The 12,243-nt window shown below is 58.5% G+C and carries 13 protein-coding genes and 1 pseudogene; 9 read left to right on the top strand and 5 right to left on the bottom strand.

Going from position 1 to position 12,243, the window contains the following annotated elements:
- The first annotated feature begins 147 nt into the window (after nt 1–147).
- The 5 genes and pseudogenes from FGL94_RS18005 to FGL94_RS17985 form a co-directional block, all read left to right on the top strand.
- The gene (locus FGL94_RS18005; protein WP_206664968.1) at nt 148–822 is read left to right on the top strand and encodes a nucleotidyl transferase AbiEii/AbiGii toxin family protein; all 675 of its coding nucleotides are present in this window, start codon (nt 148–150) and stop codon (nt 820–822) included.
- A gap of 261 nt (nt 823–1,083) precedes the next feature.
- The gene (locus FGL94_RS18000; protein WP_115864494.1) at nt 1,084–2,022 is read left to right on the top strand and encodes a ParA family protein; all 939 of its coding nucleotides are present in this window, start codon (nt 1,084–1,086) and stop codon (nt 2,020–2,022) included.
- Nucleotides 2,015–2,434, top strand: a complete 420-nt coding sequence (locus FGL94_RS17995) for a hypothetical protein (RefSeq protein ID WP_010890437.1) — start codon at nt 2,015–2,017, stop codon at nt 2,432–2,434. The genes FGL94_RS18000 and FGL94_RS17995 overlap by 8 nt, the downstream gene beginning before the upstream one ends.
- A 392-nt stretch (nt 2,435–2,826) precedes the next feature.
- Nucleotides 2,827–3,198 (top strand): MarR family transcriptional regulator, encoded by a 372-nt coding sequence (locus tag FGL94_RS17990; protein ID WP_094530790.1) that lies wholly within the window; start codon nt 2,827–2,829, stop codon nt 3,196–3,198.
- Nucleotides 3,195–3,539, top strand: a pseudogene (locus FGL94_RS17985) (type II toxin-antitoxin system PemK/MazF family toxin); the annotation flags it as partial. The gene FGL94_RS17990 and the pseudogene FGL94_RS17985, both read left to right, overlap by 4 nt.
- A gap of 45 nt (nt 3,540–3,584) precedes the next feature.
- Here FGL94_RS17985 and FGL94_RS17980 read toward each other — a convergent pair.
- Complete coding sequence (locus FGL94_RS17980) at nt 3,585–4,016, bottom strand: SRPBCC family protein (RefSeq protein WP_094530794.1); 432 nt, start codon at nt 4,014–4,016, stop codon at nt 3,585–3,587.
- Between the two features lie 154 nt (nt 4,017–4,170).
- On the opposite strand from FGL94_RS17980, the gene FGL94_RS17975 reads away from it, so the two are divergent.
- Nucleotides 4,171–5,253: a DUF2249 domain-containing protein gene (locus FGL94_RS17975; RefSeq protein ID WP_095638134.1), complete on the top strand. Its 1,083-nt coding sequence runs from the start codon at nt 4,171–4,173 to the stop codon at nt 5,251–5,253.
- A gap of 93 nt (nt 5,254–5,346) precedes the next feature.
- Here the strand turns inward: FGL94_RS17975 and FGL94_RS17970 are convergent, their stop codons facing one another.
- The 4 genes from FGL94_RS17970 to FGL94_RS17955 all read right to left on the bottom strand — a co-directional run bounded on the left by FGL94_RS17970 (nt 5,347) and on the right by FGL94_RS17955 (nt 10,245).
- Nucleotides 5,347–5,970 (bottom strand): hypothetical protein, encoded by a 624-nt coding sequence (locus tag FGL94_RS17970; protein ID WP_095638133.1) that lies wholly within the window; start codon nt 5,968–5,970, stop codon nt 5,347–5,349.
- Nucleotides 5,971–6,054: 84 nt separating this feature from the next.
- Complete coding sequence (locus FGL94_RS17965) at nt 6,055–7,233, bottom strand: hypothetical protein (RefSeq protein ID WP_144928144.1); 1,179 nt, start codon at nt 7,231–7,233, stop codon at nt 6,055–6,057.
- A 49-nt stretch (nt 7,234–7,282) separates the two neighbouring features.
- Nucleotides 7,283–8,641, bottom strand: a complete 1,359-nt coding sequence (locus FGL94_RS17960) for a heme-copper oxidase family protein (protein ID WP_144928141.1) — start codon at nt 8,639–8,641, stop codon at nt 7,283–7,285.
- A 245-nt stretch (nt 8,642–8,886) separates the two neighbouring features.
- Nucleotides 8,887–10,245: a heme o synthase gene (locus tag FGL94_RS17955; RefSeq protein WP_095638130.1), complete on the bottom strand. Its 1,359-nt coding sequence runs from the start codon at nt 10,243–10,245 to the stop codon at nt 8,887–8,889.
- Between the two features lie 88 nt (nt 10,246–10,333).
- Between FGL94_RS17955 and FGL94_RS17950 the strand changes: the two genes are divergently transcribed.
- The 3 genes from FGL94_RS17950 to FGL94_RS17940 all read left to right on the top strand — a co-directional run bounded on the left by FGL94_RS17950 (nt 10,334) and on the right by FGL94_RS17940 (nt 11,726).
- Nucleotides 10,334–10,816 (top strand): metal-dependent transcriptional regulator, encoded by a 483-nt coding sequence (locus tag FGL94_RS17950; RefSeq protein WP_095638129.1) that lies wholly within the window; start codon nt 10,334–10,336, stop codon nt 10,814–10,816.
- A gap of 71 nt (nt 10,817–10,887) precedes the next feature.
- Nucleotides 10,888–11,121 (top strand): DUF2249 domain-containing protein, encoded by a 234-nt coding sequence (locus FGL94_RS17945; protein ID WP_095638128.1) that lies wholly within the window; start codon nt 10,888–10,890, stop codon nt 11,119–11,121.
- A gap of 125 nt (nt 11,122–11,246) precedes the next feature.
- Entirely contained in the window at nt 11,247–11,726 is a 480-nt protein-coding gene (locus tag FGL94_RS17940; RefSeq protein WP_095638127.1) for a redoxin domain-containing protein, read from the top strand.
- Nucleotides 11,727–12,243 lie beyond the last annotated feature (517 nt).

Here is a 12,243-nt window from a genome sequence, read left to right as displayed (position 1 = left end):
ATCTCGCTGTCTGCTTCGGTAGCTTCCACACCCTTCCCAAGCAGACACTTTCACTCAAACCCGATGTGATCGACTGATGCTGAGAAGAACTACGTCAACTCCTGGATTCTCTGGGGTATCTTCACGAGTGACTTTGGCGAGAACCTCATGTTCAAAGGTGGAACGGCGCTGAGCAAACTGTACTTCCCCCAGTCGTGGCGATTCTCAGAGGATCTCGATTTCGGCGTCGAAGGTCAGTACAACGAATCAGAAGACGACCTCCGTGATGTCCTTGACACAGTTACCGAGCGCTCCGGGATTGAGTTCACCATCAGCGAGCACCACGAGTCCCGCCAGCAACACTATCCGACACACTACGTCGACATGAGCATCCAGTATCGGGCGGTGCTTGACCATCCGAATACGACCAGTCTCGACGTGATGGTCGACGAGTACGTCGCATTCGACTCGGTTCACCATACGCACTCCTACGAGGATATCCCGGAGTTCGAACTGCAGGCGTATAGTGTCGAAGAGATCTTCGCGGAGAAACTTCGGGCGATCTTCCAACGGGGTGCTGCCAGAGACTACTACGATCTTTATCAGCTCTTAGAGACCGAATCTGTTGAGATTGAGTTCGACGTTGTCCTGCCTGCCTTCGAAGCAAAGTGCGACCACGACGACCTTGACGTCGATCTCACCACAGGTCTGCCGGGTGACCAGCGCGAGGACATTCAGCGCCAGTGGGAAACCTCACTTCCAGACCTGACCGGTGATCCACCGCTGTTCGATACTGTTTGGAAGAGACTGGACGAGGCCGTCATTGACAAAGGGACGGAGTAGGTACGAATCCTCTCGCCTGCGGCACGTACTAGCCCTGCACTATTAGGGGTATTCTGAAATCGGATACTATTCTAAGATAGCATCCTATTCATAGAGATTTTCTATCGATACTACTTATGCTATTTTAACAATTCAGGCTACCTTTGCTACTCATACTATTCATGCTATTCTTACTATTCAAACTATTCGGTCTATCTTGGCGATTCGGGCTATTCACTGCCCTTAGTTATAAGAGGGGATAGGGCACTATTCCAGAATAGCATGGCGGGAACGAATAGCGGGAATAGCATAGATAGCACGAATAGCCCAAATAGCCCGTACGAATCCGTGGATACAGCGGGGAATTCTCGGGCTGTCTCAGTCTGCATGCTGAAGGGTGGCGTTGGCAAGTCAACCATCGCAGTGAATCTCGCGCGTCAACTCGCCACCCACGACCATGATGTCCTCCTCATTGACCTCGATCCGAATGGACACGCTTCAGTCGGTCTCGGGTTCGATGACCACTATCACAATACAGACGAGGGCATCGGTGAGGTATTCTTCGATGAGGCAGATCCAACCTCAGTCGTCTACGATACCGAATATGAATTCGATATCCTTCCCTCGAGCGAGGATCTCGAGCAAGTCGAGCGAGAAATCGTCGTCGGTGACGTCTTCCAGCCGTCTGCTCTGTTGAAGCGCGAAGTCGTTGAGCCGCTGCTGGGCGACGAATACGACTTCATCGTCACGGACTCGCCCGCATATCGCTCGCGACTGACCGACAACGCTCTCGTCGCGACGTCTAATCTTGTTCTTCCACTAGCGCCCGGCAACGAGGCGATGTCCGGACTGGAACGCACTATCGAGCGCCAGATTGCTCCGCTGCGAAAGCACATGGACGTCGACGTCCTCGCACTCGTCCCGAATATGCTGGATGGGCGTATCGACCAGCAAACGCAAGATCGCCAGCTCCTCGAACGGCTGAACTCCCACAACAGCTTGCAGGACCGTATTCCGAACTTCGCTCGAATCACGGATTGGGAGGCTGTGGGCAGCGGCGACATTAGTCCGACACCAGGTATCCGAGACCGAACGAGTATCACGAAAGCGTACGGTGAACGCAAACCGCTATTGGACTACGACGCCAACTGTGATCAACTGAAGAATTTCGACGAACTCGCGCACATCGTCGAGGCCGGTGAGGTGGTCCGGCATGGCTGACGACGGTGACCCGTTCGCAGATCTTAGTCAGACGCTGGATGACGATGCTGACGATCAGGACGAGACGAAGAGTGAACAGGAACCGCGCGAGCCACCCGCCTCAGACACGACAACCGAACACGTCGACGAACCGGATGAGGGGGACGTCGAGGAACTGGACCCGATGACAGATACTGCCTTTTCATACGAGGCAGCCAATCAACGGCCGTTTTACGCTCGCGAAGAGACTATCGAGAACTTCGATTCCTGGCTGAACTACGAATTAGAGCGCGAGCTAAGTACTCGCGGCTATCAGAATATCGTTGTCCGTGAGATGACTGATGCGTTGCTGCGCACGGTTGTAGAGGAAGACTTGGTTGACGAGGTGGCTGAACGGTTCGAGCAAGAACGAAAGAATGCGATTTCAAAATAGTCTGAATAGCATTCTATTTCTTTTCAAGGAGAACGACGGGGGGATGTCCATCTCTTCAGGAAGGAGGTTTACTGGAATAGGTCAAATAGCATGAAAAGTATTCTATTCATATATGCACCTCCACAAGGGCACGGGACGCATGAATTCTGGATGCGTCCATCGCTGCCCGACGAACTATATTCGCGTATCTGACCAGAGAGAACGGGTTTCTACGTTATAGATCGGTAAAACAACTCGAAAATGGACGCCCACTGGTAGTTGAGACTGGCCGTCTCAATGTATACGATTCTCGAACTGCTTCGACGAGGCTACGGGCGGAGTATCCCCTTCAGCCATTTCGTCGCTTTCACACCTAACACTCATTACGATTGACACCGTATTTCTGCTCAACGATGTCCATCGACCGAGATACCTTCGAGAAGACGAGCGAGGACGAACTCGAGGAACTTTCCGTCCCGGATCAGGTGCTGGGATTTCTCGCCGCCAACGATGATCGCGCGTTCAAGGCCCGCGAAATCGCCTCTCAGATCGGTCTCGATGAGGGCGCGGTCAGCACCGCGCTCTCGAGACTGAAGGACCGCGATCTCGTCGAACACAAAGCGACGTACTGGGCGATAACCGACGACACAGAGCGACTCGACGGATACAGCGGGTACGAACGAGCGACCGCCCTGTTCAACCAGCGACTCGGTACAGAGGACAAGGAGTCCTGGCGCGAACACGCACCCGAGGAACCACATCCGAGCGTCGAGGACGAACAGTGACCGACGAAGAGACACCGATTTTCGAGCGTGACGACGTCGTCTACGGGGATGATCCGTTCAAAGGTGAGAGAGATGCTCGGCCATGGATCATTCTCTCGAATCACGAAGGCCGTCCGTTCTACGGCGATCAGTATATCGCGCTCACGTTGACGTCGAAATCTTGGATGGACGGCCTAATCGACATCCCCGGTGAGAGTTGGCTTCGTGGTGGGATCCCGGATGAGAGTCGGATTGTTCTGTGGGGAGTCCAATCGATCGTCCGCGAGGATATCGATTTCTGGCAGGGCCGCCTTGACAGCGATCTATGGGAATCGCTGATAGTAGCGATTATCGTTGATCTCCTTGATCGTGATCTTCGACGGGACATCATCTGGGAAGTCGTCTAGTCACTCCTCACCTTCGTTTAAGCTTGTCCCCTCTTCAAGCCAATCGACCTGAGCCGTGAGTTCCTTTCGCCGTTGGCGTTTGATGATCGTTGAGTCAAGTACATCTCCGATGATCGCAACGTCAAGCGCGAACTCCGTCGTTGCGACCACTTCGCTCCCGTTAGGATCTGATGTGACGGTGTACGCTGTCCGCATCTCCTCGAAGATGCCCTTGCGCTGTTCGTAGGCGAGGTCGGCGTCAGGACGGTCAACGAGTTCAAGCGTGAGTTCGATAGTCGCGATCCCCATTTCGTTCGCGACGCGAACCGTTTCGCCGTCTACGTGAACCTCATCGAACCCCGACGCTCGCATGAACTGATCGAGTTCGTTCATCGATTCGCGGACAACAGTCGGAGGCGCGTCGATCGTTCGCGAAAGCGTTACCGAATTCATGGGTCGGACTTGTCTTTCGAAAGCGGCCGAAACTCTTGTACTGGATTGGTGAGCATCCGATAATTCAGATCTCAATTCCGTCTCGTTTCACGGATGTCCCGAACAAGTTCGGCTGAGGGACCATCTTCCTTCGCGACCGTACTCGATCCGAGAGATGGTTACCGAAATCGACCTGCGGGATTCCTCGCCTCGCGAGTTCCAAGACCGGATCGACGACGCGTTCGACGAGATTGAGACGGGTACCGAAGTCCTCGTTATCTCTGATCGAGACATCGACGCTCATCTGCTTCGGTACCAGATCGAACGGAACCGTGCCCTCGACTGGGCCCACGAGGATCCTGACGCCGAACCGCGCGAGGTCGGGGTGTCCAAACAGGAACCACTCGGTGACGGGGAGTTAGGGACGTTCGACGTGCGTGATCTGATACCGCAGCGGCGACACGAGGTGTTACTCGATACGTTCAATCGCCTCGGATCTGGTGAGGGGTTCGTGCTGGTCAATGACCACGACCCGAAGCCGCTCTACTACGAACTTCGATCGATGCACGGCGATGTCATCGACTGGGAGTATACAAGTCGTGAGTCGGGTGAGTGGCGCGTCAAAATCGTGAAGACCGACGCTTCGATAGCCGACAACGAGGGCGTAATCACGCGATACGATGTCCGGGAGATCCCGAAGCCGGATCGCCACGAGACGATCCACCACCGGTACGGCATGATACCCGATGGCGAGACGATGGAACTCATCGCTCCGCACGAGCCGCGACCGCTCCGTCGCGAGTTTCGGGAGCAATATGATGACACGTTCGACTGGGAGGTAGTCGAAAAAGAGCCCGGTCGCTGTCGGGTACGGATCACAAAGTCTGAACGAAGTGAATCCACAGCTGACGGTGAGGATCCCACATCCGCGATGTCTGACAATGACGAGGTGTCCACGGAAGCGTCCGTCGAGATCCCAGAGAGTACGGCTGAGCTCGACGTCCGCGACCTTCCACCCGCGCAACGACACGAGAAGATCTTTGAGACGTACGCAGATCTCGACGACGGAGAAGGATTTACCCTCGTGAACGACCACGACCCGAAGCCGCTGTACCACCAGTTCGACGCCGAGGCTGGCCCGGAGTTCTACTGGGAGTATCGCAAGCGTGACCCCGGCGAGTTTAGAGTATTGATTGGGAAGGCCGAAACGCATGACGACGACCCGACTGCCGCGGAGGATCCAAACGCACCGTTCTGACGAGGCTGTTTCGAAAACGGACTGATCCGGAGCGAGACCCGAATCGCGGTACCGATCACGCAGTGGCCGTTGCCCTGGGGGGACCAGATCCTTTCAGAACGGAGCGTCCGGCGATCCGCGGCTCGGTCCCTCGTTTTTCATCGAACGTTCCATCGGGTTCGACCCGATTTCGGTGTCGCCCTCCGGATCGGCGGTCACGTCTCCCGTCTCGAGATACGTCTGCTCGAGGTCGGCGAGCTGCTCGTTGATCGCCTCGCTCTGGTGGTGCATGGGTGCCGCGCGGACGCGGATGAGGTCGTACTCATGTCGTTCAGAGAGCCCATTCCACGCGCGGAACGACCCGATCGTCAGCGTGTGGGTCTGTGGACAGAATGGAGTCGTCGGCGTGAACTCGGCACGGAGTACGCGGTCGATGTCGTCCGCCTCGACGGCGTCATCAGCGTCGTCGCGTTCGACGGCGTAGCGGTAGCCGGCGCTCGTGTGCCGCGTGTCGAGATTCAGCCGGGCGAGATTGTAGTTGAACGTCATATCGTACACCTTTCGGTCCTCGAAGCAGTCGCGCGTGAGACGGTGAAACGCGACGTGGTCCGCCCCGGTGAGCAGATCATGAGGTTCGAGGAACTCGCCCGGCCTCGGGACGTGATCCGAAACGAACTCGTCGTACCCGTCGAACAGGTCGCTGTCGTCGGACCCGAACAGCGACGGAAAGCTGGGCATACCCAGTTGTTCGAGATCGTGAGGGGTACTCCTACTCCCGTACATGTTCGGATGGCGGTCTCCTCGTCCGAAAACGGTCGGGTATCAACCGTTCACAAACCGGCATCCGAGGAGGTAGCCACATCCGATCGCACCGATTACCGACCCGAGAATTCCGATCACGCGTACCGGTTCGTACTGAAGGGCAACTCCCACCGATTGTACGGCGACACCGGCTCCAAGCAATGCGATCGTCACACGTGCCGCGCGTGGGTTCGCCCCCGTGAACTGACCGCCGGTAATTGGGAAGAATAGGTACGCGTATCCGACGATTGTGAGCGGAAAGAATCCGGCGAGGATGAGCGTTCGATGGACGGCGAGCGATATCGGATCCCCGAACCCGAACGCCACCGGAACGACCGACACGACGGCGGTCCCTCCTGCGATCGCACCGAGTGCGATCCCGGATACACCGACCCGTCTGCGATTCGTTTTCAGAATAACGAATAGCACGAGGGCTGCATACCCGAGCATCGCGAGTGTCGCGAAAACGCCGCCGACCCGGAACCACGGATCGATCCAGAGGAACGTCCCCAGAAAGGCCGGCGCCAGGGCTCCGGCCACGAGCACGATCCAGACGACGGGGCGAGGTAACGAGACGTGGAAAAACGCCGTCAGCAACCGCATGCCGAGCGCGTAGATTAGCAGCGTTGCGAACCCGGTGAGGTAGTAGTGGGTGACCTGTGCTACTGTGACCGTCCCGATTCCCAAAGGGGCGACGGTCATGAGGAGAGCAACCGTTCCGACGAGGAGATAGCAGACAGCAACCGGAATCATCGCTGTGGCCAGTCGAGTCGAGCGTTGGGATCGTCCACTTCCTCCAAGTGTTCCAGCTACTGTGCCGACCGCAGCTGGACCGACAGTCGCCAGCAACGACCCGACGAAAATGAGGACACCGGTCGTCCAGAGCGTCACACCAAGGGGTCTCAGGAGAATCCCCGCCGTAACGAACTGATCCGCCACGAGAAGGCTGACACCGACATAGGCGAGCCCGAAGTGAATCCCCGCGAGTCGCTGATCGACGAGGGTCTTGCCGACGTACGAGGGAAGCAGAAGGTACGCCATTCCGAACACCATCGGACAGACGAAGCCGAACACGCCGATCAGGACGGCAACCTTGTTTGCCCCACCGAGCAATGCGAGAAGCGAGCCCACGAACGACCCGACGCTCGCCACCGTGAAGCGTTGTGTCCACGTCCACAGTCCAGTTGGTCCCGTGTTCATGAGTGTTGACCTACGCTCAGGACGATCCCCGGGCGTTCTGCTGGCAAATCTAGTCGTCGGCCGCCTCATCGAGATCGTGCGCTCTGCGCGGCGAGAATGACCCCAACACGATCCGATCAATCGAATGCGGGCTGTGACGGACCAACATGAGGACCAAGTTGGACACGAACGCCACGACGCCGACGCCCACTAGCAGTCCGCCGAGGTGCCCCGGCGTTCCGGCGACTTCCAGTAGGTTCGCGCCCACGATCAGTGCGCTTCCGCCCCCGAGGAGTACCCCGTCGATCGCGGCGATCCGATCGTCGTAGAGGTCGTCGATCATCGGGACGTCCTCTAACCCTAACAGATCGCTGTACCGGTTGACCCAGATGACAAAGGGAATGATGTGATACAGCGTCCCCACGACGACGAACCCGATTGCACCCAACAACAGCAGATGACCAGCGTTCGCCGCGCCGAGCAGGTGATCGCGCGTCAACGGGTCAGATATCCACGCGGGTTCTGTGACGGCGATCCACAGCGCGAGCGCTCCCACTGCCACCATGTACCGCGTGTGCATCGGGGTCCGTTCGACCTGCATCTCGTACAGTTTGCGTGCCAAGATGAGAGAGAACGCCGACGCGGCGAACAGGATCAGCAGACCGCCGACCCGCGCGGCGGGGGCGTGACCCACGAGTCGACCGACCGCGAGCACGACCACGCCGATGGGATGCGCGATCTCTTCGATGGACCGGAGACGGTGGTCGATTCCGTGGAGTTCCGTCTGCGTGAACATCGTTCCGAGCTGGTACAGCGCGCCGTACACCGTCGTGAGAACGGCACCGAAGACCGCGAGGGTCGCGTGGGCGCCCACCACCCTGGACCGGCTGACGCCGATTCGCGAGAACGTCGGAACCGTGAAATCGATCGCGAGGAGGACGCCCAGAACGGTCAACAGGAGGAAGAAGCCGAGCGCGCCGAGGAAGTGCCGTTCGGTGACATCGTACTCCTCGACCGTGGCGAGCGTTCGGATGATGTTGTACGCGAACGCCCAGAAGCCGACGAGCATGAGCGTGGCGAACGGGATCAGCCACGCTGTCTCGACCAGGAGGAATGCGACGACGAACCCAGAGAGACCGGCGACGACCAGCCCCAACTGTACGTTTGCGAGTCGCTGCGAGTGGAGGGTCGCGCCCGACCAGACGGGCACGAACTGCGTCATCGCCCCCATGATCGTGATACAGATCCAGCCGGCTAACAGGAGATGGACGTGAGCGAGCCGGCCCAGTCCTGGGACAGCGTTCAGATGTAAGCCAATCCCCAATCCAATTCCCGCGACGAGAAATACGAGACCGACAACAAAATGCCGTAATGGGACCGTCATTGGGGGCTGTTGGTCCGCTTCGATATTCCCCGGGATGGCACCCATAAATCAGGGTACGTTCTCCATATACCTGACAGGACCACCGAACATGTTCTCCTGTCGCCGACCGTGGAACACGTTTTAATGGTGGAGAGCACCTCTGGATCTGGCTACGCGCTCCGGTTTCGAGCCGGAACGACAGGCGACGGTTTAGCCGTTGGTGATAACAAAAATGAATATCAACACGCACCTGTTCGTTCCAATTTCACGATAGTGCCGGCCCAGCGGTAGCTGAAGCCGCAGTACTCGAGTTATACTGCGAGTGTTTCGACGAGAATTGCCACGAGGACGGCCCCAAGAAATGCATTCGAGGCGTGGAAACTTCTGTAGGCGGCCGCCTGTTCGTCTTCGGAATTTCGCTCATTGACATCATACTGCTTGACCACGCTTCGAACAAACACTGCTCCGAGCACCGTGGTGGTGAGGGCATAGAGTACACCAAAACCTGTGATGACCCCCAATAACACCGCGACGATCAGAGTGAGTCCGAGCCAGGCGAAGATCCGCTGACGTGCGGTCCGCACACCGGCGACGACCGGTAACATGGGATACTCGGCCCGTGCGTAGTCCTCACGGTGGGCGATGGCAAGATTGTAGAAATGTGCCGGGGTCCAACAGCAGACCACGAGCGCGAGGAGAACCGCCGAGAGACCGACGGTCCCGGTCACGGCACCGTACCCGATCAGCGCGGGCAGCGCTCCGGAACCGCCCCCGATCACGGTGTTCCATCGGGTCGTCGGCTTCAACACGACTGTGTAGACGTACGCGTAATAGATGATTGCCGCCACCGTGAGCACGGCCGCGAGCGCGTTGACGAACGTCACCATCACCGCCATCGAGGCGACAACAAGCGCGACGGCGAAGCCGGTGGCGCGTCGAACTCCGACCCGATCGGTCGCGATCGGTCGATCAGCGGTCCGTCGCATCTTGCGGTCGCGGTCGCGCTCGTACACGTGGTTGAACGTCCCCGCCGCACCGATCCCGAGGACACCGCCGCCGAGGGTCGCCACGACCGTCACGCCGTCCAGTTCAGCGCCGGTCGCGACGGCCAGTCCCATTCCCGCCAGCGCGAGCAGGCACAACAACCACATCAATCGGGGCTTCGTCAACTCGAGATACGTCCGCATCCGATCGCGGACCCGAGTTGACCCAGGTTCGGACACCGGGGACGGAACGTCACCGTCAGACGCGATCGGCGTTACGCCGTGATTCGGCCCGTTCAGTGTTCCGCTATCAACCGGTCCCCCCGCGGTCGTCTCTACTCTGATTACGAGCGTCGCGAGGAGGAAGGAGAACACCGCGATCCCGCCCAACAGGTGGACGCCGTCGAACGGCACGACGTTGGTTCGGCCCGCCAGCCCAACACCGGCCTGTGCCACGTACGTGATCACCGCCACGATCGTTCCGACGCGAACACCACGCGAGGCCGCCGAGTACTGGGCGAGAAGCGCCGTGGTGGCGAGCAGGCCCCCGACGGCCACCGCGGAGGCCTGGTGGACCGCGGCGACCAGCGAGCCGCCGTCCGCGGCGGCGGTCGCTCCGAGCGCGACGAGCAGGTACGTCCCCACGACTGACCAGGTCAGCAGCGTCGTGAGGCGTGGTCGATCCATACCTCCGGTCCAGCTTCGGACCCTGCGTCGTTTCCGCCGAACATATTCGGAGGTACCCTCATGTCCGGTGCACGTCGGACGTACGATAATGGCTATCGACCACGCACAGGCGGACGTCTGCGGCTGCGTGCGGCCCACCGCCTGCGTCGATCGCAACGGCGGGCTGTACCTCGTCGCGATCAGGCGGATCGGAACAGGTCGCGACGCTCGAGTTCGGACCGGTGAGGTGAGCGATCGCCTCGACGTCTCGCCGTCGAGCGTGACGGAGATGTTCGATCGATTTGCCGCTTCCGGACTCCTCCGATACGAGAAGCAAGCCGGGGTCGAACTCACCGATCGGGGGAGGGAGGTCACGCTGGAACTCGAAGCGTGCCAGTGTGCCGTCCGGACGTTCTTCCGCCGTCGAACGGGGTTCGATATGTCCCTCGAAGCGGGCTACCGTATCGGATACGTCCTTCTGGACGAGGCGATCGAACGCCTGCGAGCGCTCGTCGATGGTACGGCAAACGCGTGTTCCGCGACCCCGCCGAACGGAGCCGACCGATGCCCGTTCGCGGGAACCGAGCATTAACCGCCGCGGACGGTCGCGTCCCCGAATACGTTCGGGGGAACACGCACCTCCCCGTCGATACTTGAACGGATATGGCCACTGAGCGAAACGAGATCGATCGTCGCCTGGATGTCCGAGAGATCGACGGCGAACCGTTCGGCGACATCATGGCCGAGCTCGAAGCGCTCTCCGACGACGAGACGCTACTGTTGATCAACAGCTTCGAGCCGGAGCCGTTGTATCAGGTCCTCGAAGAACGCGGGTTCCAGTATGAAACGATGTCTGACGGGTCCGACGTGTGGTATATCGAGATTCGACACGAGTGACCTGATTCCGAGGGATCTGTCGATTCCCAGTATGACCGCTTCAGGACCGGTACCCACGTGAATTCGATTCCCCTCGAACATGTTCGTGTAAAGCTTATCCTTTGGACAACAAGAAATATATCCTGATGGTTGAGCATTCAGATACTGCACCGCTGTTCACCGCGACGCACGGAACGAGCGATCACGAGACGTTCGAATTGGAAGACCACCTGGGTGACGGACCGATCGTGCTCGCGTTTTTCCCAGGCGCGTTCACGCCACCGTGTACGAACGAGATGGTCGCGCTTCAAGACAATCTCGAGTCATTCCAAGAGGTCGGAGCGACGGTCTTCGGCGTGAGCGCCGATTCACCGTTCTCTCAGGGTGCTTTCCGTGATGAACACGGAATCGAGTTCGATCTCGTTAGCGACATGAGCGGTGATGTGATCCAGCAGTACGGCCTTGAGATCGATATCGAAGAGCTCGGACTGTACGGAATCGCGAACCGAGCGGTGTTCGTAGTTGATGAGACGGGAACGGTGACGTATCGCTGGGTCGCAGACGATCCAACAAATGAGCCGGATTACGAGGAGCTGCTCGAGGCCGTGAAGACGGCAACCGAGTAGAGCGATTCCACTACGACAGACAGATCCTTGCTCATGATCGCGTAATTCTCCTTCCAAGGCTACTCTACATTCGACTATGACCTCTGAACGGCATAACACGGAACGACGGCGAAATCGTCGCGACAACGTATCTGATACTGGGATCGACGTCCGCTGCGTCCGGAGACGGTTACAACATCATACGGCACGGATCGAACGCCGTCAGGTCGGAGAGGCGCTCTCCAAACTCGAGACGCAGGGTGGCCTCACCGACGAACAACGGCAAACCGTCCGGCTGCTCGGGGGTACTCTCGCTTGGCGGCTAATTTCGAACTTCGAGTCACCACTGAACGGACGTACTCAAAACAAGCAAGCAACCGCCCGCGCTGTCGCACGATTGTTTAATCTCGTTCCAGAGAGTCATTTTGATGATAAGTGCGAGCAGCCGTGATACACTCATCTTCGGCTCTGTTGAAATCCTCAGAGAGTTACATGTTCGCCGTGTAATTCGACGAGATGAAGGCCCTCCCGAAGTCGC

The organism is Halorubrum salsamenti (assembly GCF_007671685.1).
Taxonomy (GTDB): Archaea; Halobacteriota; Halobacteria; order Halobacteriales; family Haloferacaceae; genus Halorubrum; species Halorubrum salsamenti.
Note: the sequence above shows the minus strand (reverse complement) of the source record. Positions and strands in the feature narration are given on the sequence as shown.